The 26,415-nt window shown below is 67.6% G+C and carries 25 protein-coding genes; 22 read left to right on the top strand and 3 right to left on the bottom strand.

Annotated features, from left to right (window positions below; genetic code table 11):
• Positions 1 to 8 precede the first annotated feature (8 nt).
• From WDZ97_RS00825 to WDZ97_RS00915, 19 genes are all read left to right on the top strand, one after another.
• Positions 9 to 131: an entericidin A/B family lipoprotein gene (locus WDZ97_RS00825; RefSeq protein WP_019917319.1), complete on the top strand. Its 123-nt coding sequence runs from the start codon at positions 9 to 11 to the stop codon at positions 129 to 131.
• A 20-nt stretch (positions 132 to 151) separates the two neighbouring features.
• Positions 152 to 790 carry a 3-isopropylmalate dehydratase small subunit gene (gene leuD, locus WDZ97_RS00830; RefSeq protein ID WP_304002166.1) on the top strand — a complete coding sequence of 213 codons (639 nt, stop codon included), beginning with the start codon at positions 152 to 154 and terminating at the stop codon, positions 788 to 790.
• An 18-nt stretch (positions 791 to 808) separates the two neighbouring features.
• The gene (leuB, locus tag WDZ97_RS00835) at positions 809 to 1,882 is read left to right on the top strand and encodes a 3-isopropylmalate dehydrogenase (protein WP_425761499.1); all 1,074 of its coding nucleotides are present in this window, start codon (positions 809 to 811) and stop codon (positions 1,880 to 1,882) included.
• 21 nt (positions 1,883 to 1,903) lie between these two features.
• Positions 1,904 to 3,019, top strand: a complete 1,116-nt coding sequence (gene asd, locus WDZ97_RS00840) for an aspartate-semialdehyde dehydrogenase (protein WP_304002169.1) — start codon at positions 1,904 to 1,906, stop codon at positions 3,017 to 3,019.
• A 140-nt stretch (positions 3,020 to 3,159) separates the two neighbouring features.
• Positions 3,160 to 6,045 carry a FimV/HubP family polar landmark protein gene (locus WDZ97_RS00845; RefSeq protein WP_425761500.1) on the top strand — a complete coding sequence of 962 codons (2,886 nt, stop codon included), beginning with the start codon at positions 3,160 to 3,162 and terminating at the stop codon, positions 6,043 to 6,045.
• A 181-nt stretch (positions 6,046 to 6,226) separates the two neighbouring features.
• Positions 6,227 to 6,859, top strand: coding sequence for a hypothetical protein (locus WDZ97_RS00850; RefSeq protein ID WP_425761501.1), 633 nt, complete (start codon positions 6,227 to 6,229; stop codon positions 6,857 to 6,859).
• A 4-nt stretch (positions 6,860 to 6,863) separates the two neighbouring features.
• Positions 6,864 to 7,658, top strand: a complete 795-nt coding sequence (gene truA, locus WDZ97_RS00855; protein ID WP_425761502.1) for a tRNA pseudouridine(38-40) synthase TruA — start codon at positions 6,864 to 6,866, stop codon at positions 7,656 to 7,658.
• Positions 7,659 to 7,696: 38 nt separating this feature from the next.
• Entirely contained in the window at positions 7,697 to 8,311 is a 615-nt protein-coding gene (locus WDZ97_RS00860; RefSeq protein ID WP_425762241.1) for a phosphoribosylanthranilate isomerase, read from the top strand.
• Positions 8,286 to 9,518, top strand: coding sequence for a tryptophan synthase subunit beta (trpB, locus tag WDZ97_RS00865; protein ID WP_020165432.1), 1,233 nt, complete (start codon positions 8,286 to 8,288; stop codon positions 9,516 to 9,518). Before WDZ97_RS00860 ends, trpB begins: the two co-directional genes overlap by 26 nt.
• Before the next feature lie 64 nt (positions 9,519 to 9,582).
• A complete protein-coding gene (trpA, locus tag WDZ97_RS00870) occupies positions 9,583 to 10,395 on the top strand; it encodes a tryptophan synthase subunit alpha (protein ID WP_425761503.1) in 813 nt (270 codons plus the stop codon).
• The gene (accD, locus tag WDZ97_RS00875; protein ID WP_019917332.1) at positions 10,392 to 11,261 is read left to right on the top strand and encodes an acetyl-CoA carboxylase, carboxyltransferase subunit beta; all 870 of its coding nucleotides are present in this window, start codon (positions 10,392 to 10,394) and stop codon (positions 11,259 to 11,261) included. The genes trpA and accD overlap by 4 nt, the downstream gene beginning before the upstream one ends.
• 55 nt (positions 11,262 to 11,316) lie before the next feature.
• Complete coding sequence (gene folC / locus WDZ97_RS00880; protein ID WP_425761504.1) at positions 11,317 to 12,636, top strand: bifunctional tetrahydrofolate synthase/dihydrofolate synthase; 1,320 nt, start codon at positions 11,317 to 11,319, stop codon at positions 12,634 to 12,636.
• A 26-nt stretch (positions 12,637 to 12,662) separates the two neighbouring features.
• Positions 12,663 to 13,358: an SPOR domain-containing protein gene (locus WDZ97_RS00885; protein WP_425761505.1), complete on the top strand. Its 696-nt coding sequence runs from the start codon at positions 12,663 to 12,665 to the stop codon at positions 13,356 to 13,358.
• Entirely contained in the window at positions 13,355 to 13,849 is a 495-nt protein-coding gene (locus WDZ97_RS00890; RefSeq protein WP_019917335.1) for a CvpA family protein, read from the top strand. The genes WDZ97_RS00885 and WDZ97_RS00890 overlap by 4 nt, the downstream gene beginning before the upstream one ends.
• A 5-nt stretch (positions 13,850 to 13,854) precedes the next feature.
• Positions 13,855 to 15,384: an amidophosphoribosyltransferase gene (gene purF / locus WDZ97_RS00895; protein ID WP_425761506.1), complete on the top strand. Its 1,530-nt coding sequence runs from the start codon at positions 13,855 to 13,857 to the stop codon at positions 15,382 to 15,384.
• Between the two features lie 256 nt (positions 15,385 to 15,640).
• Positions 15,641 to 16,849, top strand: coding sequence for an O-succinylhomoserine sulfhydrylase (locus WDZ97_RS00900; RefSeq protein WP_425761507.1), 1,209 nt, complete (start codon positions 15,641 to 15,643; stop codon positions 16,847 to 16,849).
• Positions 16,850 to 16,962: 113 nt separating this feature from the next.
• Positions 16,963 to 17,658, top strand: a complete 696-nt coding sequence (ispD, locus tag WDZ97_RS00905) for a 2-C-methyl-D-erythritol 4-phosphate cytidylyltransferase (RefSeq protein ID WP_425761508.1) — start codon at positions 16,963 to 16,965, stop codon at positions 17,656 to 17,658.
• Entirely contained in the window at positions 17,655 to 18,179 is a 525-nt protein-coding gene (gene ispF / locus WDZ97_RS00910) for a 2-C-methyl-D-erythritol 2,4-cyclodiphosphate synthase (RefSeq protein ID WP_425761509.1), read from the top strand. Before ispD ends, ispF begins: the two co-directional genes overlap by 4 nt.
• Before the next feature lie 134 nt (positions 18,180 to 18,313).
• Positions 18,314 to 18,907: a discoidin domain-containing protein gene (locus WDZ97_RS00915; RefSeq protein ID WP_425761510.1), complete on the top strand. Its 594-nt coding sequence runs from the start codon at positions 18,314 to 18,316 to the stop codon at positions 18,905 to 18,907.
• Between the two features lie 85 nt (positions 18,908 to 18,992).
• On the opposite strand, the gene WDZ97_RS00920 is transcribed toward WDZ97_RS00915, so the two are convergent.
• The 3 genes from WDZ97_RS00920 to WDZ97_RS00930 form a co-directional block, all read right to left on the bottom strand.
• Positions 18,993 to 19,676: a YMGG-like glycine zipper-containing protein gene (locus WDZ97_RS00920; RefSeq protein ID WP_425761511.1), complete on the bottom strand. Its 684-nt coding sequence runs from the start codon at positions 19,674 to 19,676 to the stop codon at positions 18,993 to 18,995.
• A gap of 10 nt (positions 19,677 to 19,686) precedes the next feature.
• Entirely contained in the window at positions 19,687 to 20,103 is a 417-nt protein-coding gene (locus WDZ97_RS00925) for a hypothetical protein (RefSeq protein WP_425761512.1), read from the bottom strand.
• 139 nt (positions 20,104 to 20,242) lie between these two features.
• The gene (locus tag WDZ97_RS00930) at positions 20,243 to 21,157 is read right to left on the bottom strand and encodes a LysR family transcriptional regulator (RefSeq protein WP_425761513.1); all 915 of its coding nucleotides are present in this window, start codon (positions 21,155 to 21,157) and stop codon (positions 20,243 to 20,245) included.
• A gap of 97 nt (positions 21,158 to 21,254) precedes the next feature.
• Between WDZ97_RS00930 and WDZ97_RS00935 the strand changes: the two genes are divergently transcribed.
• Genes WDZ97_RS00935 through cysD form a run of 3 tightly spaced genes read left to right on the top strand, consistent with a single transcriptional unit; the run spans position 21,255 to position 26,403 of the window.
• Positions 21,255 to 22,823, top strand: coding sequence for an NADH-quinone oxidoreductase subunit L (locus tag WDZ97_RS00935; protein WP_425761514.1), 1,569 nt, complete (start codon positions 21,255 to 21,257; stop codon positions 22,821 to 22,823).
• Positions 22,824 to 22,841: 18 nt separating this feature from the next.
• Entirely contained in the window at positions 22,842 to 25,442 is a 2,601-nt protein-coding gene (locus WDZ97_RS00940) for a YbcC family protein (protein ID WP_425761515.1), read from the top strand.
• A 10-nt stretch (positions 25,443 to 25,452) separates the two neighbouring features.
• Complete coding sequence (gene cysD / locus WDZ97_RS00945; protein WP_425761516.1) at positions 25,453 to 26,403, top strand: sulfate adenylyltransferase subunit CysD; 951 nt, start codon at positions 25,453 to 25,455, stop codon at positions 26,401 to 26,403.
• The last annotated feature ends 12 nt before the right edge of the window (positions 26,404 to 26,415 follow it).

The raw sequence follows: 26,415 nt of genomic DNA on the forward strand, positions 1-26,415 counted from the left end.
AGCAGAACATGAAGCTGATTGCCGTGATCCTGAGCGCGATGACCCTGATGCTGGCCGGCTGCAACACCGTCGAAGGCATCGGCAAGGACATCAAGAAGGGTGGCGAGGCCATCGAGAAGTCCGCGAAGTAAGCGGCGAAACAAGGACAGTCATGAAAGCATTCACCACCCTTGACGGCCTGGTCGCGCCGCTGGACCGCGCCAACGTCGATACCGACGCCATCATTCCGAAGCAGTACCTGAAGTCGATCAAGCGTTCGGGCTTCGGCCCGACGCTGTTCGACGAATGGCGCTACCTCGACGTCGGCCAGCCGGGTCAGGACCACTCGAAGCGTCCGCTGAATCCCGACTTCGTGCTGAACCAGCCGCGCTTCCAGGGCGCCAGCGTGCTGCTGGTGCGCGAGAACTTCGGCTGCGGCTCGTCGCGCGAGCACGCGCCGTGGGCGATCGAGGACTACGGCTTTCGCGCCATCATCGGCACCACCTTTGCCGACATCTTCTACAGCAACTGCTTCAAGAACGGCCTGCTGCCCATCCGCCTACCGGAGAAGGAAGTCGAACAGCTGTTCCTGCAGTGCGCTGGCACGCCGGGCTACCGCCTGCACATCGACCTGGAGAAGCAGGTGGTGGTGCGCCCGGATGGCCACGCCATCAAGTTCGACGTCGATGCCTTCCGCAAGTACTGCCTGATCAACGGTTTCGACGACATCGGCCTGACCCTGCGTCAGGCCGACAAGATCCGCGAGTTCGAAGCGCGTCGCCGCATCGAGCAGCCCTGGCTGTTTGCCTGACCCCTACTGGAGCAATCCGTGAAAGTCTGTGTTCTCGCCGGCGACGGCATCGGTCCCGAAATCACCGCCGAAGCGCTGCGTGTGCTGGAGGCGCTGCGCAGTGACGGCCTGAAGGTCGAGTTCGAGCACGCGCTGCTTGGCGGTGGCGCGGTGGACGCGACCGGCGACCCCTATCCGGAAGCGACCTCGAAGCTGGCGCGCGAAGCCGATGCCATCCTGCTCGGCGCCGTCGGCGGCCCGAAGTGGGACACGCTTCCGCGCGAACAGCGCCCCGAGCGTGGCCTGCTGCGCATCCGCGCCGAACTGGGTGTGTTCGCCAATCTGCGTCCGGCCATCCTGTATCCGGAACTGGCCAACGCATCGTCGCTGAAGCCGGAAATCGTGTCCGGCCTGGACATCCTGATCGTGCGCGAACTGACCGGCGACATCTACTTCGGCCAGCCGCGCGGCATCGAGCTGCGCGACACGCCGTGGGGCGAACAGCGCGTGGGCTGGAACACCATGATCTACGCTGAAGAAGAGATCCGCCGCATCGGCCGGGTCGCCTTCGAGGCGGCGCGCAAGCGTTCGAAGCGTCTGTGCTCGGTCGACAAGATGAACGTGCTGGAGTGCACCCAGCTGTGGCGCGAGGTCATTTCGGACATGGCCAAGGACTACCCGGACGTCGAACTGAGCCACATGCTGGTCGACAACGCGGCGATGCAGCTGGTCAAGGCGCCCAAGCAGTTCGACGTGGTGGTGACCGGCAACATGTTCGGCGACATCCTGTCCGACGAGGCATCGATGCTCACCGGTTCGATCGGCATGCTGCCGTCGGCCTCGCTGGACGCCAACAACAAGGGTCTGTACGAGCCCAGCCACGGCTCGGCGCCGGACATTGCCGGCCAGGGGGTGGCCAATCCGCTGGCCACCATCCTGTCGGCGGCGATGATGCTGCGCTACAGCTTCGGCGACGAAGCGTCGGCCGTGCGCATCGAGAACGCGGTACGCAAGGTGCTGGCCCAGGGCTACCGCACCGGCGACATCTTCGAGCCGGGCACGACCCGGGTCGGAACGAAGCAGATGGGCGACGCGGTACTCGCGGCCCTGTAACAGACGGACAAGGAAACGGACATGTTGAAGCTCGGTATGGTGGGTTGGCGCGGCATGGTGGGCTCGGTGCTCATGCAGCGCATGCGCGAGGAAAACGATTTCGCACTGGTCGAACCGGTGTTCTTCACGACGTCCAGCGTCGGCGCCGCCGGCCCGGACGTGGGGCAGGGCAGTGCGCCGCTGCTGGACGCGACCGACGTCGCCCAGCTGGCGAAGATGGACGCCATCATCACCTGCCAGGGCGGCGACTACACCAACGAGGTGTATCCGAAGCTGCGTGCCGCCGGCTGGAAGGGCTACTGGATCGACGCCGCCTCCGCGCTGCGCATGAAGGACGACGCCATCATCATTCTCGACCCGGTCAACATGGGCGTGATCAAGGACGGTCTGGCGCGTGGCGTGAAGGACTACATCGGCGGCAACTGCACCGTCAGTCTGATGCTGATGGGCGTCGGCGCGCTGTTCTCGGCCGGTCTGGTCGAGTGGATGAGCGCCATGACCTATCAGGCGGCGTCGGGCGCCGGTGCGCAGAACATGCGCGAACTGCTGAGCCAGATGGGCACGCTGCACAGCGTGGCCGCACCGATGCTGAAGGACAACGCGTCGGCCATCCTCGACATCGACCGCGCAGTCACCGACAGCCTGCGCAGTGCCGATTTCCCGAAGGCCCAGTTCGGGGTGCCGCTGGCCGGCTCGCTGATCCCTTATATCGACAAGGAGCTGGACGGCGGGCAGAGCAAGGAAGAATGGAAGGGTCAGGCCGAAACCAACAAGATCCTTGGCCGCAGCGGTGCCGATCTCACGCCGATTGACGGCATCTGTGTCCGGGTTGGCGCGATGCGCTGCCATTCGCAGGCGCTGACCATCAAGTTGAAGCGCGATGTGCCGTTGGACGAGATCGAAAGCATGATCCGCGAAGCCAACGCCTGGGTGAAGTTCGTGCCCAACCATCGCGAGGACAGCATGCGCGACCTGACGCCGGCAGCGGTCAGCGGTTCGCTGACCATTCCGGTCGGTCGCGTACGCAAGCTCAACATGGGGCCGGACTATCTCGGTGCCTTCACCTGCGGCGACCAGCTGCTGTGGGGGGCGGCGGAACCGCTGCGCCGCATGCTGCGTATCCTGGTCGAAGCCTGACGTAGCACCCGACACGCTGCTTCACCGCAAGCAGCGTGTCGTAACAGACAGTTTCGCAACATAAAGCGACTGTTTAGCTTGCAGGGCTAAGACCATGATGTTATTTTGAGATTTGGGTTTTAGCGCGCGAGGAAAACGCGGTGCGTCATAGCGATAAAAAACATTCGATCCGCCTGCTGACCGCGCTGCTGTCGGCGTTGCCGCTGTCCGTCGGGGCAGCCGGTCTCGGCAAACTCACCGTCCAGTCTGCAATCGGCCAGCCGCTGCGCGCCGAAGTCGAACTCGCCGCCAACGCAGACGAACTTTCCTCGATGTCCGCCAAACTCGCCTCGCCGAGCGCCTTCAAGCAGGCAGGCGTCGAGTTCGCGTCCAGCCTCACCGGTGTCAGGATCGCCGTCGACAAGCGCGGCGGCCGCCCGGTGCTGGTGGTGACCAGCGACCGCGTGGTCAACGAGCCCTATCTCGACATGCTGATCGAGTTGAACTGGGCGTCCGGTCGACTTGTCCGCGAATACACCTTCCTGCTTGATCCAGCCGACATGCCGCGCCCGGCGCCGGTCGAACCGGTGGCCGTACCGGGCAGCAGCGCTTCGAGGGCCGTTGCTGCTGCGCCGGCCGCTGCACCGACCCGCGCACCGGCGGCGGACGGCACGTATGAAGTGCGCCGCGGCGACACGCTGCGCCGTATCGCCACTGAGAACGCGCCGTCCGGCGTCAGTCTCGACCAGATGCTGGTTGCGCTGGTGCGCGCCAATCCGGACGCGTTCGACGGCGGCAACATGAACCGTCTGCGCGCGGGCCGCATCCTCAGCATTCCCGATCAGTCGGCCGCCGAAGCCGTGTCGCCGCAGGAGGCGCGCAGCATCGTCGCCGCCCAGACCGCCGATTTCGCCGCCTACCGCGCCCGCCTGGCGGGCAGCGTCGCGACCCCGTCGTCGGCCGCCGATGCCGGTGGCCGCAGTTCCGGCGGCAAGATCGAGGCGCGTGTCGAAGACAAGGCGCCGGCCGCCGCTGCCGCCTCCGATCAGGTGAGGGTGTCGAAGTCCGCTGCCGAGTCCGGCAAGATCAGCGCGCTCGAAGAGGAAGTGGTCGCCAAGGATCGTGCGCTGAAGGACGCCAACAGTCGTCTGGCCGACCTCGAGCGCAACGTTCGCGAACTGCAGAAGCTGGTCGAGCTCAAGAGCACGCCGATGGCCGAAGCGCAGCAGAAGGCGGCCACGCCGCCTGCAGCCGCTCCCGCACCTGCGCCGGCGCCCGCACCTGCGCCGGCACCCAAGGCGGAAGAGAAGCCGGTGCCCGACCTGATTGCCGGCGCCGACAGCAAGAAGTCGGAAGCGCCCGCAGAGAAGGCGGAAGACAAGCCGGTTCCCGACCTGATCGCGCTGGCGGACGAGAAGCCCGCCGCCGAGGCGCCAAAGGTCGAGCCTGCTCCGACCCCGGCCCCCGCTGCCGAGGCGCCGGAGGAAGCGCCGGCCGCACCGCCGGCGGCGACCGACGAAGAACCCGAAGCAGCGATCGAGGAGCCCGGGCTGCTATCCGATCCGGGTACGCTCGCCGGCCTGGGTGGCATCCTCGTACTGCTGCTTGGCTACCTCGGCTACCGCAAGTACAAGGCGAAGGCGCCGGCGCCGGATGTGGCGCCGCCGTCGACCACGGCCGGCATGGAAGCAGTGCCGGTGTCGACCTCCATCATCGGTGCGACCGGCGGTGGCCAGAGCGTCGATACCAGTGCCAGTTCGATCCAGACCGACTTCAGCCAGTCCTCGCTGTCGTCGATCGATGCCGACGAGGGTGTTGATCCGGTTGCCGAGGCGGACGTTTACATGGCCTATGGCCGCGACGCCCAGGCCGAGGAAATTCTGCTCGAAGCATTGAAGAGCGAGCCCAGCCGGCACGCCATTCATCTGAAGCTGCTCGAGATCTACGCGCAGCGCAAGTCGGTGAAGCAGTTCGAAACGCTGGCCACCGAGCTGTACGCGCAGACCGGCGGCAAGGGCGCCGACTGGGAAAAGGCCGCGCAGATGGGTCGTGCGGTCGATCCGACGAATCCACTCTATGGTGGTTCGCCGGAAGCCGAGCCGGACAGCGACGCACAGGCGGCGATGGCCGCAACGGTGGTGGTCGCCGGTGCCGACAAGATGCGCGATACCTGGACGCTGCCGGGCGACATCGGCCAGCTGGTTTCGGGCGATGCACCGGACGACAATCAGGCAACCGTGGCGCTGGATGCGCCGCCAGTGCTGACCGATCTCGATGTCGATGTGCCGGCATCGCCGGCCGATGCCGGTCTCGACTTCGATCTCGACGTGCCGCCGGCGGAGGCCGCACCGCAGTCGCCGACCGTCGGGGTGGCGACCACGCTGACCAAGCCGGGCGAGGAATCCGAAGGCGAATCGTCGCTGGACTTCGATCTCGGCCTCGACTTCACTGCGGACAAGCCGGAAGGCGAGGACGTGAGCACGCTGGTGCTGGAGAAGAACGTCGCCGACACCGCAGAGACGCTGGCCCAGCAGGACGCACCCGCCTTCGATCTCGATCTGTCCCTGCCGAGCGAACCGACGGCAGAGGGGGGTGAGGACGCTGCAGCGGTGGTCGATCTCGAACGCACCGACATCGGCAACCTGATCGATTTCAACTTCGACGCGGCCGACGCGCCGCTTCCGGCTCAGTCTGCCGAGCCGGTGATCGACCTGTCGGACATCAATCTCGACCTCGGCTCCGACCCGTCCACGCTCGCGACCGACGTGGTGGGCGACGTCGGCAAGGCCCTGGCCGAAGCGGCGCCGCCGGCCGACGAGCTGCCGCCGTCGGCGGTGTCGACGGTGATCAATCCGGAAGACATGCTGGGCGGCGAGGAGCCGCCGCAGACCGCGGCCGAGGAAGCCGAAACCAAGCTCGAACTGGCGCGCGCCTACGAAGAGATGGGTGACAAGGAAGGCGCGCGCGAGTTGCTGCAGGAGGTCGTGCGCGAAGGCACGGCGGAACAGCAGGCGCAGGCCAACGACATGCTCGGCCGCCTCGCCTGATCCGGATCGTCGGGCCGGAACGCGCTGCGTTCCGCCGGCCTTTCGTCGCGGAAAGCCGGCCTCGTGCCGGCTTTTTCGTTTGATGCACGTGCGGCGCCGCTGACGCTGATGCGCAGCCGCCGCCGGGCGCGGTATGCTCGGCGCCCTCTCTTCATCGACGGTGTCCATGCAAAGGCCCCCGATGCCGCTGCGCGTTCCGGCGGCGAAATTCCTGTCGCTGCACGGTGCCACGCTGCTCGCCATCTGGCTGGTGTGGCTGCTGGCCGGGCAAGGCGCCGCATCGTCCCGTCACGGGATCTGGGTGGCGTGCAGCCTGCTGGCGGCGAGCCTGCTCGCGCCGCGCCGTGCGCTGCACTTGCTTCGTCGCCTGCGCTGGCTGTTCCTCGCCATTGCCGTCACCTTTTCGCTCGGCACGCCCGGGCGTCTGCTGATCGACGACGTCACCGCCGGGCCGACCATCGAAGGTCTTCGCGCCGCTGCGCATGCCGCGCTGCATCTCGCGGCGATGGCCGCCTGCGTGGCCGTGCTGCTCGACCGCATGACGCTGCCGCAACTGGCCGGTGCGATGCACCGGCTGCTGCATCCGCTGTCGTCCGAACGCCCGGGGCCGGATACCTTTGCGCTGCGCCTGCAACTGGTGCTGCGCGACCTGGAACAGCCGCCGGCGCGCGGCGCGTGGCGCAGCTGGCTGCGTCCGCCGGAGGCCGAACGGGCGCCGCTGCCGGTCGAGCCCTGTGCGCCGCTGCGTGCTGCCGACGTGCTGGCGATTGCGCTGGCGCTCGCCATATGCGTCACCTGGGTGAAGCTGGGGTGAGCCGATGAGGATTGCACTCGGGGTCGAGTACGACGGCGCCGGCTTTCGCGGCTGGCAGTCGCAGCCGGTCGGGCCGACCGTGCAGGACGCGCTGGAAGCGGCACTCGGTGCCATCGCCGCCCACCCGGTGCGCGTGCAGGCCTCCGGTCGCACCGATACCGGCGTCCACGCGACGGCCCAGGTCGTGCATTTCGATGCCGCCGTCGAGCGGCCGGACACGGCGTGGGTTCGCGGTTGCAACGCGCTGCTGCCGAAGGGCGTCGCGGTGCGCTGGGCGCAGCCGGTGGCCGACGATTTCAACGCGCGCTTTTCGGCGCGCGCACGCAGCTACCGCTACTGCCTCTACAACAACCCGGTGCGGCCGGCGATCGCCGCCTCGCTGGCCGGCTGGTTCCACCGCCCGCTGGACGCCGCGCGCATGGCTGAGGCCGCTGCCGCGCTGCTTGGCGAGCACGACTTTTCCGCTTTCCGCTCGTCCGAATGCCAGGCGAAGAGCCCGGTGCGCACGATGACTGCACTCGATGTCCGGCGCCGCGGTGACTGGATCACTTTCGATCTGAGCGCCAATGCCTTCCTCCATCACATGGTGCGCAACATCGTCGGTGCGCTGGTCGAGATCGGCTGCGCCCGGCGCGAACCGGAGTGGATGGCCTCGCTGCTGGCACAGCGCGACCGCCGGCTGGCCGCGCCAACCTTTGCCGCCGCCGGCCTCTATCTCGTCGGTGTCGGCTACGATGCGCACTGGGGTCTGCCGGCAGAGGGCCTCTTCCGCCTGCCGCCGGTCGGCCCGTCTGACTGAATAAACGGGAAATCAACGTGCGCAGGACTCGCATCAAGGTGTGCGGTTTCACCCGTGAAGCCGATCTGGACGGCGCGCTCGCGCTGGGCGTGGACGCCGTCGGCTTCGTGCTCTACCCGCCGAGCCCGCGCGCGGTGACGGTGGCGCGGGCGGCCGAACTGGCGCGCCGTGTACCGCCCTTCGTCACCCGCGTGGGCCTGTTCGTCAATGAGGACGCGGCCACGGTCGAGCAGGCGGCACGCGAGGCCGCACTCGATCTGCTGCAGTTTCACGGTGACGAAAGTGCCGAATACTGCGAACGCTTCGGCCTGCCCTGGATCAAAGCGGTCCGGGTGAGGCCGGAAACGGATTTGCTAGAATGCGCAGATCGTTTCCGCGGCGCGCGGGCGTTGTTGCTCGACGCCTGGTCGGACGCATGGGGTGGTTCGGGAAAGCGCTTCGACTGGAGCCTTATCCCGCCGTCGCTGCCGATGCCCCTCATCCTGTCCGGCGGTCTCGATCCGGACAACGTGGCCGAGGCGGTCCGCAACATCCGACCGTCGGCGGTCGATGTGAGCAGTGGCGTGGAATCGGCCAAAGGCATCAAGGACGTGGCCAGAGTGGCGGCGTTCATATCAGGAGTGGAGCATGGGGAAGCAAGATCTGCCGGCTGAGGTATCTGCCTCGGCCTACAACTATCCGGACGCTCTGGGTCATTTCGGTCCTTACGGTGGCGTGTTCGTCGCCGAAACCCTGATTGCCGCGCTCGACGAACTGCGTGTCGAGTACGACAAGCTCAAGGACGATCCGGCCTTCCGCGCCGAGTACGAATACGAGCTGAAGCACTACGTCGGCCGCCCGAGCCCGGTCTACCACGCCCGCCGCCTGTCCGATCACTGCGGCGGCGCGCAGATCTACCTCAAGCGCGAAGACCTGAATCACACCGGCGCGCACAAGATCAACAACGTGATCGGCCAGGCCATGGTGGCCAAGCACATGGGCAAGCCGCGTGTGATCGCCGAGACCGGTGCCGGTCAGCACGGCGTCGCCACCGCGACCATCGCTGCCCGCCTGGGCATGGAGTGCGTGGTCTACATGGGCAGCGAGGACGTGAAGCGTCAGGCCGCCAACGTCTACCGCATGAAGCTGCTGGGTGCCACCGTGGTGCCGGTCGAATGCGGCTCCAAGACGCTGAAGGACGCGCTGAACGAGGCGATGCGCGACTGGGTCACCAACGTCGCCAACACCTTCTACATCATCGGCACGGTCGCCGGCCCGCATCCCTACCCGATGATGGTGCGCGACTTCCAGAAGATCATCGGCGAAGAGTGCCTGTGGCAGATGCCGGAAATGATCCAGCGCCAGCCGGACGCCGTGATCGCCTGCGTCGGCGGTGGCTCCAACGCGATGGGCATCTTCTACCCCTACATTCCCTACCCGGACGTGCGCCTGATCGGCGTGGAGGCGGGCGGCCACGGTCTGGCCAGCGGCCAGCACTCGGCCTCGCTCACCGCAGGTCGTCCGGGCGTGCTGCACGGCAACCGCACCTATCTGCTGCAGGACGAGAACGGCCAGATCATCGAAACGCACTCGGTGTCGGCCGGTCTGGATTACCCCGGTGTGGGCCCCGAGCACGCATGGCTGAAGGACACCGGCCGTGCCGAGTACGTGACGATCAACGACGACGAGGCGCTCGAAGCCTTCCACCGCATGTGCCGCACCGAAGGCATCATTCCGGCGCTGGAGTCGTCGCACGCGATCGCCTACGCGATGAAGCTTGCTGCCACGATGCCGAAGGACGCCGCCCTCCTGGTGAACCTGTCCGGTCGTGGCGACAAGGACATGCACACCGTGGCCGAGAAATCCGGCATCAAGTTCTGACGCGCTCCCGATCAACCTGTTGCCGGTCGGGGCGCGCAAGCGGTCCGGCCGGCGGTTTCAATACATGTCCCGAATCGCTTCCACCCTGTCCGCACTCGAATCGGCCGGCCGCAAGGCGCTGATTCCCTTCATCACCGCGGGTGATCCCGATCCTTCGCTGACCGTGCCGCTGATGCACACGCTGGTCGAAGCCGGCGCCGACATCATCGAGCTCGGCGTTCCGTTCTCCGACCCGATGGCCGACGGCCCGACCATCCAGCGCTCGTCCGAGCGCGCGCTGCTGAAGAAGGTGTCGCTGCGCAACGTGATCGCCGCGGTGGCCGAGTTCCGTACGACCAATGCGAGCACGCCGGTGGTGCTGATGGGTTATGCGAACCCGATCGAGGCGATGGGTGTGGATGCGTTTGCCGAGGCAGCCGCGAAAGCGGGTGCGGACGGCGTGCTGGTGGTCGACTATCCGCCTGAGGAGTCGCACGACTTTGCTGCCAAGATACGTGCGCTGGGTCTGGACGTGATCTTCCTGGTTGCGCCGACCTCGACCGAGAAGCGCATCCAGGCGGTGGGCGAGATCGGCAGCGGCTATATCTATTACGTATCGCTGAAGGGCGTGACCGGCGCCGGACATATCGACGTGAGCGAGGTGGCCAAGCGCATCCCGGCCATCCGCAAGTCGGTCGGCATGCCGGTCGGCGTCGGCTTCGGCATCCGTGACGGTGCGTCGGCGAAGGCCCTGTCCGCGGTGGCGGACGGTGTCGTCATCGGCAGCCGCATCATCGAGGAAATCGAAGGCAGCCCGGCAGACCAGGTGCTGCCGCGCGTCAAGGCGCTGGTCGGCAGCATCCGTCAGGCGATGGACAGCCAGGAGGTCACGGCATGAGCTGGTTGCAGAAACTTCTCCCCCCGAAGATCAACCGCAGTGAGGCCGCCGGTCGCAAGTCGGTGCCGGAGGGCCTGTGGTCGAAATGCCCCGCCTGTGAGGCCGTGCTCTACACCGCCGACCTGGCGGCCAACCAGAACGTCTGCCCGAAGTGCAACCACCACTCGCGCATGCGCGCGCGGGCACGTCTCGACGGCCTGCTCGATCGTGAGGGACGGTTCGAGATCGGCAACGAGGTGATGCCGGTCGATCCGCTCAAGTTCCGCGACAGCAAGCGCTACGCGGACCGCCTGAACGCCGCGGCCGACGACACCGGCGAAGGTGACGCGCTGGTCGTCATGCAGGGCGCCATCAAGACGGTGCCGGTGGTCGTGGCGTGTTTCGAGTTCGAATTCCTCGGCGGATCGATGGGTTCGGTCGTTGGCGAGCGCTTCGTCCGTGGCGTGCGTCTGGCGGTCGAACAGCGCCTGCCCTTCATCTGCATCGCCGCCAGCGGCGGCGCACGGATGCAGGAAGGCCTGTTCTCGCTGATGCAGATGGCCAAGACCACGGCTGCGCTGACCCAGCTGTCGCAGAACCGCCTGCCTTTCATTTCCGTGCTGACCGATCCGACCATGGGCGGTGTGTCCGCCAGCTTTGCCTTCATGGGCGACGTGGTGATCGCCGAGCCGGGCGCACTGATCGGCTTCGCCGGCCCGCGCGTGATCGAGCAGACGGTGCGCGAGAAGCTGCCGGAAGGTTTCCAGCGCGCCGAGTTCCTGCTGGAGAAGGGCGCTGTCGACATGATCGTCGACCGCCGCGAGATGCCGGACCGCATCGCCGGGCTGCTGGCGGCGCTGCAGCGCATGCCGGCGCTGGCGAGCTGAGCCGGCTTCGCCTAATATCCGCGTCCGCCCAGATTCCGGCCTGCCCAGCCCATTCATGTATTCGACCCTGCCCGAGTGGCTGCAGCATCTCGAAAGCCTGCACCCGAAGGTGATCCAGCTCGGACTGGATCGCGTGCTCAGCGTCAAGAAGGCGCTCGGCGTGGTGCAGACGGTGCCGGTGTTCATCGTCGGTGGCACCAATGGCAAGGGTTCGACCTGCGCCATGCTGGAGCGCATCCTGCGTTGCGCCGGCTACCGCGTCGGCACCTACACCTCGCCGCACCTGCTGGCTTACAACGAACGTGTGCGCATCAACGGCGAGCCCGCCAGTGACGCAGCGCTGTGCCAGGGTTTCGCCGAAGTCGAACGCGCGCGTGGCGACATCGCGCTGACCTATTTCGAGTTCGGCACGCTGGGCGCCTGGCAGGTGTTCGAGCGCGCCAATCTCGACGCCATCGTGATGGAAGTCGGTCTCGGCGGCCGACTGGACGCGGTCAATGCCTTCGACGCCGACTGCGCCATCGTCACCAGCGTCGATCTGGACCACATGGAATACCTGGGCGACACGCGCGAACTGATCGGCCGCGAAAAGGCGGGCATCTTCCGCGCCGGTCGTCCGGCCATCGTCGGCGACCCGGTGCCGCCACAGACCGTGATCGACTACGCCGAATCCATCGGCGCAGTGCTGAAGATTTCCGGCCGTGACTTCGGTTTTGGCGGTGACCGTCAGCAATGGGGCTACTGGCGGCGCGATCCCGACCGTCTGGTCAAGCGCGGCGGTCTGGGCTATCCGGCGCTGCGCGGCGCCAACCAGTTGCTGAACGCGTCGGCCGTCATCACCGCGCTGGATTCGATGTCGGACCGGCTGCCGGTCACCGTCGGCGACATCCGCCTCGGTCTGGCGACGGTCGAACTGCCCGGTCGCTTCCAGGTCATGCCCGGACGGCCGGCGGTCATCTTCGACGTCGCGCACAACCCGCACGCCGCGTCGGTGCTGAACGAGAACCTGTCCAGCATGGGTTTCTACCCGGAAACCTGGGCGGTGATGGGCATGTTGCGCGACAAGGACATCGCCGGCGTGCTCGACCGCCTGAAGGGGCGCATCGATCACTGGATGCTGTGCGATCTGGGCGGCCCGCGCGGTACGCCGGCCTCGGACATCGCAGCGATGATCGCGGAACGCGGCATTGCGGGCTCGGTCGATTGCTTTGCGTCGCCGGTCGAGGCCTGGCAGGCGACCCGGGAGCGCGTGGGGGGCGATGATAGAATCGTGGTTTTCGGATCCTTCCTGACCGTGGCCGAAGTGATGCGCGAGTACGCGCAGTCGCCGCGGCCGCCGCTGCCGGACGCCGCCACACCGCCCGCCAAGGGCTGATCCCCACCCGCAGGACTCGCCCCGAAGTGGCTTCCACCGATTCAGATCTGCAGACCGATCTTCGCAAGCGTGCGCGCCGCCGTCTTCTCGGCGCGATCGCACTGGCGCTGACCGCGGCCATCGTGCTGCCCATCGTGATGGACCACGAGCCGCGCCCGCCGGCGCAGGACATCGCGGTCCGCATCCCTCCACGCGACGCCGCACCACCGCTGGCGTCGCCGGCGCGCGATGCACAGCCCGATGCCGATACGGCCGAACCGGCACCGCCGCCGGCACCTCCCGATTCCGAGCCGCTGCCCGCCAGCCGGAACGAGGCGCCCAAACCGGCGCAGGTGGTGAAGCCCGAAGCGCCGAAGCCGCCGCCGGCCGAAGCGGCCAAGCCCGCGCCCAAACCGGAAGTGCGGCCGGAGCCGGTCAAACCGGCAGCGAAACCCGAACCGTCGCCGACCGAAGCGGCGCGTGCGGCCGCGGTGCTCGACGGCAAGGCGACGTCCTTCGCGCTGCAGCTCGGTGTGTTCAGCGACGCCGCCAATGTGGCCAAGCTGCGCTCGCGCGCCAAGGAACTGGGCTTCGCCAGCTTTACCGAGGACGTGAAACTGGCCGACGGCCAGACGCGCACCCGCGTCAAGGTCGGTCCCTTCTCCAGCCGCGCGGCCGCCGAGGCGGCGCAGCGCAAGCTCGAAGCGGCCGGCATGCGGTCGATGGTCGCGCCGCGTCCATGACGATTCTGGATTACGGCCTGATCGGCATCGTGGTCTTCTCCACGGCGATCGGGCTGATGCGCGGACTGGTGAGCGAAGTGATCGCGCTGGCGGCCTGGGTGCTCGCCTTCATCGCCGCCCGTCAGTTCGGCGGCGACGTCGCGCAGTGGCTGACCGGCCTCATTTCCGACCCCGGCCTGCTTGCAGTCGCCGGTTTTGCCCTCACCTTCATAGCCGTACTGTTACTGTGCGGCGTGTTGCGCTGGCTCATGCGCTCGCTGATTCATGCTACCGGTCTGGACATTCCGGACCGTGTGCTGGGCGGGCTGTTCGGGCTTGCGCGCGCGGGACTTATACTGATGCTCCTCGTCGTCGGCGCGGCCTACACCCCGGCACCGGAGCAGCCCTGGTGGAAGTCGGCCGCGCTGACGCCACCGCTCGAGACGGCGGCCATCGCGTTGAAGCCCTGGCTGCCGGAATCCGTGGCGAAAAAGATTCGTTTTAAGGCCTGACCATCATGTGCGGAATACTCGGCGTCGTAGCCACCTCTCCCGTTAACCAGCTGCTGTACGACGGTCTGCTCGTGCTGCAGCATCGAGGCCAGGACGCGGCGGGCATCGCCACCGCGCAGGGGCCGAAGTTCCACATGCACAAGGGCTCGGGCCTGGTGCGCGACGCCTTCCGCACGCGCAACATGCGCAATCTGCAGGGCAACTGGGGCATCGCCCACGTGCGCTACCCGACCGCCGGTTCCGCCTACAACGCGGCCGAGGCGCAGCCCTTCTACGTGAATTCGCCGTTCGGCATCATGCTGGCGCACAACGGCAACCTGACCAATTCGGAAGAGCTGAAGCTGGACATGTTCCGCACCGACCTGCGGCACATCAACACCACCAGCGATTCGGAAGTGCTGCTCAACGTGCTGGCGCACGAAATGATGCAGGCGCTGCGCGAGCGCCCGACCTTCGACCACGAAACCATCTTCCGCGCGGTGGCCGGCGTGCATCGTCGCTGCCGCGGTGCCTACGCCGTGGTGGCGATGATTGCCGGCTTCGGCCTGCTCGCTTTCCGCGACCCCTACGGCATCCGTCCGCTGGTGATCGGAAACCATGAAACCGCCAACGGCACAGAATGGCTGGTGGCCTCGGAAAGCGTCGCGCTCGACACGCTGGGCTTCAAGCTGCTGCGCGACATCGCGCCGGGCGAGGCAGTGCTCATTTCGCCGGAAGGCGCGATCAAGACGCAGCAGTGCGCCGAGCGCCCGAATTACGCGCCCTGTCTGTTCGAGTACGTCTATCTGGCGCGCCCGGATTCGCTGATGGACGGTGTGTCGGTGTACGAGTCGCGCGTCAAGATGGGCGAGTTCCTCGCGCAGAAGATCCAGCGCGATCACGCCGACCTGCAGATCGACGCGGTCATCCCGATTCCCGATTCCAGCCGCCCGTCGGCGATGGAACTGGCGCGCGTGCTGAACGTGCCCTACCGCGAAGGCTTCGTGAAGAACCGCTACATCGGTCGCACCTTCATCATGCCGGGGCAGGCGGTGCGTCGTAAGTCGGTGCGCCAGAAGCTCAATGCGATCACCCAGGAATTCAAGGGCAAGAACGTGCTGCTGGTCGATGACTCCATCGTGCGCGGCACCACCAGCCAGGAAATCGTGCTGATGGCGCGCGAAGCCGGCGCGCAGAAGGTGTACTTCGCTTCGGCCGCACCCCCGGTGCGGTTCGCCAACGTCTACGGCATCGACATGCCGACCCGCGACGAACTGATCGCGTCCAACCGCACCGACGACGAAATCCGTGAGGCCATCGGTGCCGACGAACTGATCTACCAGACGCTGGACATGCTCAAGGCCTCGATCACCGCCTGCAACCCGTCGATCGAACAGTTCGAGACCTCCTGCTTCGACGGCTGCTACATCACCGGCGACGTGACCGCTGCCTATCTCGACGGCGTCGAGAGCCAGCGCAAGGGTGCGCCCAAGCAGACCGACGAGGACGGCGGCCAGCTCGACCTGAACCTGGTGGCATCCGAAGAGAACGCCTGATGGCTGCAGGCGCTTGACGTCTGCAGCGGCCGGGCGCTAATGTCCCGACTACGCGCCGATTTGAATCCAGCTTGCGGGCGCGCGGGACCGTCGTCGAAAGAGGGCGGCCCCGGACAAATACGGCTAAAGCGGCGAAACGAACGTATCTGCGGAAACCCGTTTTGCCTCCGAGGCGGAACGGGTTTTTTGTTTTGCGTGTGCCCTTCCTGCCTCGCGCTTTGTTTTCGACCTTCCGCATGACCGGCCGCGAGGCCGGATGGAGCACATCATGAGCAGCACAGACCGCGCGCCCTTCGACCCGGCGCAGTACGACCCCGAAACCGTCGCCGTGCGCGCCGGCATCGAGCGCAGCCAGTTCGGCGAACACGGCGAAGCCCTGTTCCTGACCTCGAGCTTCGTGTTCGACACCGCGGCCGAGGCCGCCGCCCGCTTTTCCGGCAATGCGCCGGGCAATGTCTACGCCCGCTTCACCAACCCGACGGTCACGATGTTCCAGGACCGCCTGGCGGCGCTGGAAGGTGCCGAGGCGTGTATCGCCACCAGTTCCGGCATGTCGGCCATCCTGTCGACGCTGATGGCGCTGCTGAAGAGCGGTGACCACATCATCGCGTCGCGCGGCATCTTCGGTTCGACCCAGCAGCTGTTCGCGACCTATTTCGAGAAGTTCGGCGTCAGCACCACGCTGGTCGAAGCGACCAATATCGATGCCTATCGCGCCGCGGTGCAGCCGAACACGAAACTGTTCTTCATCGAAACGCCGTCCAATCCGCTGACCGAAGTGATCGACATCGCCGCCGTGGCCGAGGTCGCGCACGCGGCAGGCGCGCTGCTGGCGGTCGACAACTGTTTCTGTTCGCCGGCGTTGCAGAAGCCGATCGAACTCGGCGCCGACATCGTCATTCATTCGGCGACCAAATACCTCGACGGACAGGGCCGCGTGCTCGGCGGCGCGGTGTGCGGCCGCAAGGCGGAGATGGACGAGGTGCTGCGCTTCCTGCGCACCGCCGGTCCGACGCTGTCGCCGTTCAACGCCTGGGTCATCCTGAAGGGACTGGAAACGCTGTCGATACGAATGCAGGCGCAGTCGGCCAACGCGCTCGAACTGGCGCGCTGGCTGGAAGCGCAGCCCTGGGTGGCGCGCGTGTTCTACCCCGGCCTGCCGTCGCATCCGCAGCACGAGATCGCGATGCGCCAGCAGAAGACCGGCGGCGCGGTGGTGGCTTTCGAGGTGAAGGGCGGTCGCGAAGAGGCATGGAAGCTGATCGACTCGACCCGCATGCTGTCCATCACCGCCAACCTCGGCGACACCAAGACCACCATCACTCACCCGGCGACGACCACGCACGGCCGTATTTCGCAGGAAGCGCGCGACGCCTCCGGTATCCGCGACAGCCTGATCCGCCTGGCCATCGGACTGGAGTCGGTCGACGACATGAAGCGCGATCTCTGTCGCTGGCTGGCGTGATGCCCCCACGCTCACTTTGTTCGCTGCCCCCCAAGGGGGCGTCGCTCGCCCTTGGGGCGGCCCGGCGGGCGGCGAGCGGCTTCGAAACGCGTCAGTGCAGGAGTTGAGTCCCTATGCCGCGCCACATCGCCCTGGTCCCGGCCGCTGGCAGCGGCAGCCGTTTCGGCGCGCAGATGCCGAAGCAGTATCTGCCGCTGGCCGGCCAGCCGCTGATCCGCCACGCGCTGGCCGCGCTGTGCGCCCACCCGCGCATCGACCGCGTGGTAGTCGTGCTGGCGCCGGAGGACCTTTACTGGCAGGGCTTCGACTGGTCGGCGCTCGGTCCCAAGCTGATGCCCGTGCATTGCGGCGGCCCCAGCCGCGCGGTGTCGGTGCGCAATGGCTTGTGGGAAATCGCTGGCTGGGCGCGGCCGGACGACTGGGTGCTGGTGCACGACGCGGCGCGCCCCTGTCTGTCCGCGGACATGCTGGACACGCTGATCGACACGCTGGCCGACGACCCGGTCGGCGGCCTGCTGGCACAGAAGGTGGCCGACACGCTGAAGCGTGCCGACGCCACCGACCGGGTCGAGGCGACGGTGCCGCGCGACGCGATGTGGCAGGCACAGACGCCACAGATGTTCCGGCTGGCCACGCTGCACGACGCGCTTGACCGCTGCAGCGACGTGACCGACGAAGCGTCGGCGATCGAAGCCGTTGGCCTGAAGCCGCGACTGGTTGCCGCCGGTGCGAGCAATCTGAAAGTGACCTGGCCGGAAGACATGAAGCTGGCCGAACTGATCCTGCAGACACGGGGGAACGCCTCATGAATCCGCTGCTCGGCGCATCGCCGCTGCCCTTCCGCATCGGCCAGGGCTTCGACGTGCACAAACTGGTCGAGGGCCGCCGCTGCATCATCGGCGGCGTCGACATTCCGCATGAAAAGGGCCTGCTCGGTCACTCCGACGCCGACGTGCTGCTGCACGCCATTACCGACGCACTGCTCGGTGCCGCGGGCCTGGGCGACATCGGCCGCCTGTTCCCGGACACCGACGCCGCCTACGCCGGCGCCGACAGTCGCGTGCTGCTGCGCGAGGCGGTGAAGAAGGTGCACGGCACCGGCTGGCTGATCGGCAATATCGACGCCACCGTCATCTGCGAGCGCCCGAAGATCACGCCGCACGCCGCGCAGATGGCGGCCCATATCGCGGCCGACTGCGGCATTCCGCCGCATGCGGTGAACGTGAAGGGCAAGACCTCGGAAAAGCTGGGCTACACCGGTCGCGGCGAAGGCATCGCGGCCCAGGCAGTGGCCATGCTGGTGCGGCCGCCCGAACCCGCCATGGGCTGAGCGCCACCGATGTCGGCGGTTTTGACAGCAGGACGCTGGATGCGAGGTGAATCCGATTCGAATCAATGGCTTGTTCGCGTGGTGCATGTCTTGCTTCAAGGTGGCCGACGCAATTCACCGTTAAGGACACCCCGATGAAGTCCCTGCTTGTCGCCGCCTCCCTGCTGGCCGCATCTTCCGCCTGGGCCGCCGCCCCGATCACACCGACCAATGCCTCCGCCACCGGCAGCTACTCGATCGACGGCGTCGACCTGTCCATCCTCGCCGACGGTTACGTGGCGCCGGAGCTGACGCTCTACACCGTCGACGCCGTATCCTGGTCGGGCCAGGAAGGTGCATCCGGCGCCACCTTCACGCTCGATTTCGGCCAGCTCTACACGCTGACCGACGTGCTGCTCGGCGTCGATCACAATGACTTCTACCAGGTGCAGGTGTCGACCGACGGCCTGAACTGGAACACGCTGTTCACCAACCTCGCTTTCGAAGGTCAATCCAATTTCGGCAGCGAAATCATCTCCAGCGTTGCCGGCGACGCCGAATACCAGGCCACCATCGACTTCCCGTCGGTGGCCGCCCGCTACGCGCGCATCTACGCCATGGGTGGCGACAGCGCCTACTCGGTATCGGAAATGAGCTTCAGCGGCGTGGCCGTCGTGCCGGAGCCGGAAGCCTATGCACTGATGCTGGCCGGGCTGGCGCTGGTCGGCTTTGCCGCACGCCGTCGTTAAGTTCCTCTGCGCGCATTGAAAAGGCCGGCGTTCAGCCGGCCTTTTTCGTTATCGCGGGCACGCGCATCGTGCCGCCTGAAGGCCTTCAGCGAGCCGTTGGCGGTGGAGCGGCTTCCACTACCTGCCATCCTTCCCGGCAGGTTCTGACATAGGGGTAGTACTCGCGTGCCGACGCGCAGTAGTACCAGTTGCCGCGCCCGGACTGCGCTGCGGCAGGCGGTGTCGACGCGGCGGGTGGCTGATGTCCTGGTGGTGGCGGTGGATAGGGCGCATTCGCCCGTCCCGGCAGTGCCGGCGCGGGCGCAGGTGCCGTCGCGCCGGTGCCGCGGTCGGCGAAGCGGCCGGACGTCGGCACGCGCTGGCCCTTGGCGTACATGCACTGGATGTAGGCCTGGTCATAGCTGCGCTGCGTACCGCGGGCCGAACTCTGTGCCGCCTCGCTGCCGATGGCGCCACCCATCAGCAGTCCGGTACCGGCGCCGACGCCGGCACCTTCGCGGCCTCCGATCAGTGCACCGGCCGCAGCGCCGACCGCGGTACCGACGGCTGCGCTGCGCACGCCGGCGTCGCGGGCCGCTTCACTGGCATCGGTGCCGCCGGTCTGTTCGCGCGCGTATTCGCGGCACAGCGCATCGTCGTGACGGAACTGGTCGAAGCTCTTTCCACTGCCCGGCAGTGCCATCACGCTCGGACCGCTGGGCGTCGTCGCGCAGCCGGCAAGCAGGGTGAGCGTCAGCGCGGCAAGTGCTGCCTGGTGAAGCCTGTTCATCGCCCGCACCTCATCGCGGCGGTTGTGCCGCCACGCTCTGCCAGCCTTCCGGGCATTCCGTGACATAGGGGTAGTAGCCGTCGACCGATGCGCAGTAATACCAGGTGCTCGGCGGCGGCGGCGGGGGCGACATCGAAGGCGCCGGGGCGACCGGCTGCGGATCGCGTTCGACATAGACCGGCGGCGCGCGCTCGATGATCACCGGCGGATAGTAGGCCGGACCGTAGTAGTAGGGTGGGGGGTAGTAGAAGGGCGATGGGCCGTACCAGGGGCGGTAATGGCCCGACCCGAAGACGAAGCCCACGCCGATGTCGACGTGGGTGCGTCCATGACGATGACCGTGGCGGTGGCCGCGGTCCGCCCACGCGTTGCTGGTCGCGAGCAGTCCGAGTGCCAGTGCGGCGGCCGCTGCCCTCTGCGAATTCATGATTGATCACCTTTCCGGCACCGCAAGACGGTACGGTGCATTGCGGATCATCGCGCCGGCGTGTCAATCGTCTGTGCGACAGCCGTTGCGGCGTGTTGCAGTTGCAACAGGATGGTAATGGATGGCGGCGCGCCTGACCTCATCGGCCGCCGGCCGGCTGTTCGGGCGGCGGGCTGGATCCCGCGAGAAGGCTTTCCAGCCGCTCGATGCGGTGACGGTGGGCGGTCGTGATGGCGTAGAAGTGCTCCCGCAGTTCGGCCGAGCGGCCCAGCATCACCAGCGCGCCGGTGCGCAGTTCGTCCTGCACGACCACCTCGGGCAGCACGGTGAGCCAGCCGCTGTCGCGGGCGATCAGGCGCAGCATGGCCATGTCGTCGACCTCTGCGCGCAGCCGCGGGCGGACGCCGGCCGCCATGCACAAGGCGTCGAGCTGCGCGCGCAGCGCGTGGCGCGGACCGGGCAGCGCGACGTCAACGCCGTCGAGATCGTCCGGCAGGCGCATCGCCTTGGTCCGGCCGCGGGCGGCAGGGCCGACCAGACAGATTTCCTGGCTGCCGAGGAAGCGGCAGTGGAGCGGGTGGTTCGCGTCGGCAGCGACCGCTTCGTTGGCCAGCACGACGTCGAGCTGATGCGTGATCAGCCGGTCGATCAGTCCGTCGAGCTGGCCCGATTCCAGCGTCAGAACGACCGTCGGATCGGTCAGCAGCGGCCGTATCCAGTTCTCCTGGTAGTTGCGCGACAGTGTGGCGACGCTGCCGACCCGCAGCCGGATCATCCCGTCGGCGCGGCCCTGCAGCCGGCCCAGCATTTCCTGTCCCAATCCGAAGATGTCTTCGGCGTAGGACATCACCATCTGTCCGGTGTGGGTAAGTATCAGGCTTCTTCCGCTGCGCTCGAACAGCGGCTCACCGAGGCGCTCTTCGAGCTGCCGGATCTGCGCCGACAGCGCCGACTGTGACACGTGCAGTTCCTGCGCCGCGCGCGTCAGGTGGCCGGTCCGGGCGACGCGCCAGAAGTAGAGCAGGTGATGGAAGTTGAGCTGTTCGAGATTCATTGTTCTACTAAAAAGAACGAAATATTCTTTTCATTGTATTTTACAGAACGGTTGCTGCGCCACATCATCGATGCCAGTGCTATCGAGGAGATGTGGAATGGATCCATACAGTCTGAAGTCGGGGGCCGGCGCGCTGCTGCCCGCCCTGCTGATGTCCCTGCCGCTATTGCTGAGCCGTCTGCCCGCTCACGACGGTGCGCGCTTGTGGCGCCGCTTCACGCAACTGTCCGTGGTTGCGCTGCTCGCGTCGCTGGCGACGCCGCTGCTGATGTGGCTGGCGCCCGGTCTGCCCGGGCCGCGCCTCGACGGCTGGATCGCGCTCGGCCCGTTCACCGCGGCGATGGCCATTCTGGTGCAGGCGGTGGGTACCGTAATCGGCGTGTTCTCGTCGCGCTATCTGCAGGGCGAGGCCGGGCAGCGCCGCTACGTGGCGGCGCTGTCGGGCGTACTGGTCGCGGTGCACCTGATGCTGATCGCCGACCACTGGGTTCTGCTGATCGGCGCCTGGGCGTTGGTCGGTGTCGCGCTGCAGCGACTGCTGTGCTTCTACGGTGACCGCCCGTTCGCGCTGCTGGCGGCGCACAAGAAGAATCTGGCCGACCGCCTGGCCGATGTCCTGCTGATCGTCGCTGCGGCGCTGTCCTGGAACGAGGTGGGCAGCGGTTCGCTGTCGGAACTGTGGCGGCATCTGGACGCGCACGGCGCATCGATGGCGCTGCAGGTGAGCGCGCTGTGCGTCGCCATCGCCGTCATCCTGCGCACCGCACTGCTGCCGGCGCACGGCTGGATCATCCAGGTGATGGAGGCGCCGACCCCGGTGTCGGCCCTGCTGCACGCCGGCGTCGTCAACCTGGGCGGCGTCGTGCTGATCCGCTTCTCGCCACTGCTCGATGCGGTGCCCGCTGCGCGCTGGCTGCTGGTGATCGCCGGTCTGGCGACCGCGCTGCTGGCCGGCATGGTCATGCTGACGCGGGTGAGCATCAAGGTCAGGCTGGCGTGGTCCACCGTGGCGCAGATGGGTTTCATGGTGCTCGAGTGCGGCCTCGGCCTGTACATGTTCGCAGCGCTGCACCTGATCGGCCACTCGCTCTACAAGGCGCACGCCTTTCTCGCCGCCTCCGGCGTCGTCCGGGATACGCGGCTGCGCATGATGCTGGGCGAACAGCGTGCCGCGCTGCCCAGCCTGCTGCTGGCGCCGCTCGTCACGGGTGCGGCCGTACTGGCGACAGCGTGGTTCGTGGGTGCGCACTGGCCGCAATGGTGGACGCTGGTGCTGGCACTGGCCTGGGCGCCGCTGCTGTGGTTGCCGGCTGCCACCGAGCGCACGCGCGGTGCGCTCTGGCAGGGCGTCACCGGCCTTGTCGCTGTGGCCGGATTGACGTTGGCCGCTGGTATCGCGCATCGCCTGCCGCTCGGACTGAACGACCGGCCCGACGAGGTCGCCGGCCTCGTCACGCTGTCCGGGATGACGCTGCTGTATGGCTGGATGGCGGTGCTGCAGACCCGGCCGCAGTGGCTGTCCGCCTGGCGCCGTCTGAGTTACGCCGGCTTCTACGTCGATGAGTTCTACACCCGCCTCGCGCTGACGCTGTGGCCGACCCGCTGGATTCCGCCGGTCGCCGCACCGCGCACCGGCGACGCCGGCCTGGTCCCGACACAGCCCTGATTCGATCGCCTGGAGAAGATGATGCAGATCACCACCCCCGAAGCCGGCCCCACGCAGCCGCCCTGCGACCTCGTCGCAACGATCGATGCAGCGCATGACGACCTGCTGCAGCGCCGTATCGATGCCGCCTGTTCCGCCGCCTGTGCGGCGATCGCGCCAGCCTGGCCGCTGGACCGGGCGATTGCCGTCAATCCGCACTGGTCGCGCATCGGTCACAGCGTCCGCACCGTCGCGGCACGGATGGCGGTGCTGGCCGGTATCCCGGTATTCCCGTCGCGCGACCTTCTCAGGCAGGCCTGGCGCAGCGGTCGCATTACCCACGCCGACCTGGCGGCTGCATTGGCCTCGCTGCCGCCGGGCACGACAGACGGACTGGACGCCGCCACTTGCGTCGCCGCCCTCGACCTGGCACCCGAACTACCCCGGCTGCCGTTGCTGATCGACGTGCTCGACGACGACCCGGCGCGCCACCAGCGGCTGTCCTGGCGGCAGGCGATTACCCATCAGGTCAGCCAGACCTGCGCCGCCTATTTCGACGAACACCAGGCCGATTGGCAGCCGGAGCGCGGCGGCGGGCTGTATGCCTTCTGGCGCGACACGCTGAGCCACGACCACGGCATTGGCGTGCTGATGGGTCTGCCCGATCTGAGCCGGCGGCTGCACGCGCTGCCGGCCGACCGCGTCGAGGCCGAGCGCTGGGTGCTGCAGCGTCTGGGCCTGCCGGAGCAGGTCTGGGCCGACTACCTCGAAGCGGTGCTGCTGACGGTGAATGGCTGGGCATCGTGGTGTGCCTATCTCGGTTGGGAAGCCGCGCAGCGTGGCGGTGCGGACCCGCACCTGCGCGATCTGCTGGCCATCCGGCTGGCCTGGGGCGCGCTGCTGCTCGAAGGCCGCTGCGACCAGTCGGCCGGGCGCTCCTTTGTCGCGGTGCAGGCGGCCTGGGCCGAGGCGCCGGCGACCCTCGCCCGCGCCAGCGACCTGCTGCGCATCGATGAAGTATGGCAATCGGCGCTCGACGCCGCCTACCAGCGCGACCTGGCGCAGCGGCTGGCCAGCGCCAGCAGTCCGCGAGCGCTGGCCGCACCGACGACGGTGCCTGAAGTCCAGGCAGCCTTCTGTATCGACGTGCGCAGCGAGCCGATGCGTCGGGCGCTCGAAGCGGCATGGCCCGGCATCCGCACGCTCGGCTTTGCCGGCTTCTTCGGTCTGCCCATCGCCTACACGCCGTTTGCCACCGCCGCCCGCCGTCCGCAACTGCCCGGTCTGCTGGCCCCGGTGATCGAGGTAACAGACCGCATCGACAGGGGCGGCGACGGCGATCCGCTCGACGCCGAGGCGGTCGCGGCGCGCCAGCGTCAGTTCGCGGGTCGGCGCTCCTGGCGGTCGGCGAGTCGTTGGCCGGGCGCGGCTTTCTCCTTCGTCGAAGCGGCCGGCGTCGGCTATGTCGGCAAGCTGGCGCGCTGGCTGCATCCGTCACGCGAGGCACGTCTTCGGGACGACCTCGACGGTCTGCCGTCGCGCTATCGGGCACTGTGCCGTCCGACCCTGGACGGGTTGGAGCCCGACGCACGGGTTGCGCTGGCGGAGCGCGTGCTGCGGGCGATGGGACTGCAGCGAGAACTTGCGCCGCTGGTGCTGCTGATCGGTCACGGCAGCCAGAGCGCCAACAACGCGCACGCTGCGGCGCTCGATTGCGGCGCCTGCTGCGGACAGACCGGCGAGGTGAATGCCCGTGCGCTGGCACGCCTGCTCAATGACGCCGGTTTGCGTGCGGCACTGGCGCAGCGCGGTATCGACATTCCAGCGCACACGGCTTTCGTCGCCGGACTGCACAACACGACGACCGACGAGATAGAAGGTTTCGATCTCGACCTGTTGCCGGCCGACGCCCGCATGCGCTGGGAACGTCTGGCGCCGGTGTTCGCTCAGGCCGGCGACCAGGTCAGGCGCGAGCGTGCTGCCAGCCTCGGCCTGGATCCGCGCGCCGGTCACGGCGTGCTGCTCGAGCGCTTGCGCCGCCGTGCCAACGATGGCGCGCAGACTCGGCCGGAGTGGGGTCTCGCCGGCAATGCCGCCTTCATCATTGCGCCGCGTGCGCGCAGCGAAGCGACCGTGCTCGGCGGGCGCACCTTCCTGCACGACTACGACAGCGCGCGCGATGTCGACGGCAGTCTGCTCGAACTGCTGATGACGGCGCCGATGCTGGTGACGCACTGGATCAACTGGCAGTACCACGCCTCGACCTGCGCGCCCGCGCACTTCGGCAGCGGCAACAAGCTGCTGCACAACGTGGTTGGCGGGCGCATCGGCGTGTTCGAAGGCAACGGCGGCGATCTGCGCATCGGCCTGTCGCGGCAGTCACTGCACGATGGCGAACGCTGGGTGCACGAACCGGTGCGCCTGACCGTCGCCATCGACGCGCCGGCAGCGGCCATCGAACGCGTGCTCGACAAGCATGCCGTGGTACGCCAGCTGGTCGACAACGGCTGGCTGCATCTGTGGCGCTTCGACGGCGCCCGGACGCTGCGCTACGCAGGCGGTCAGTGGCACTCGCTCCCCTTCATCTCGTGCGGCGCGGCGTCCGAGGCGTCCGCACCGTCCGCCGTTTCCGTCCAGTGAGGTTCCTGTCATGAATGCACCCCTGCCCACGCTCCGCGATGACGCCCGGCTGTCGCATCTGGACTGGCTGGAGGCCGAAGCCATCCACATCATGCGGGAGGTGGCGGGCCAGTGCGCCCGCCCGGCGCTGCTGTTCTCCGGCGGCAAGGATTCGGTCTGCCTGCTGCGCATCGCCGAGAAGGCCTTCCGGCCCGGACGCTTTCCGTTCCCGCTGCTGCACATCGACACCGGCCACAACTACCGCGAGGTGATCGAGTTCCGCGACCGTCGCGCCGCCGAACTGGGTGAGCGGCTCATCGTGCGCTCGGTCGAGGATTCGATCCACCGCGGTTCGGTCGTACTCAAGCACGCCGACGAATCGCGCAACCGGCACCAGTCGGTCACGTTGCTCGAAGCGATCGAGGAAGTCGGCTTCGACGGCTGCATCGGCGGCGCGCGGCGCGACGAGGAGAAGGCGCGCGCCAAGGAACGCATCATGAGTTTCCGCGACGAGTTCGGGCAGTGGGACCCCAAGAACCAGCGGCCGGAACTGTGGAACCTCTACAACGCCCGCACCCATGCAGGCGAGCACGTGCGCGCCTTCCCGATCTCGAACTGGACCGAACTCGATGTCTGGCAGTACATCGAGCGCGAGCACCTGGCCTTGCCGAGCATCTATTTCGCGCACGAGCGCGAGGTGGTGTTGCGCAACGGCCTGCCGGTGCCGGTAAACGTGCCGCTGGCCAGCGGCGAGCTGACCAGCCTGCCACGGCCGGGCGAACAGATCGTCGTGCGGCGGGTGCGTTTCCGTACCGTCGGCGACATTTCCTGCACGGCGCCGGTCGAGTCGGAGGCCGACACGGTCGCGCGCATCGTGATCGAGACCGCGAGTACCGACCTGACTGAGCGCGGCGCGACGCGACTGGACGACCAGACCGGCGACGCGTCGATGGAACAGCGCAAGCGTGAAGGCTATTTCTGAGTACCGCTCGCA

Origin of the sequence: Methyloversatilis sp. MC4-4 (assembly GCF_049843555.1) — a bacterium.
Taxonomy (GTDB): domain Bacteria; phylum Pseudomonadota; class Gammaproteobacteria; order Burkholderiales; family Rhodocyclaceae; genus Methyloversatilis; species Methyloversatilis discipulorum_B.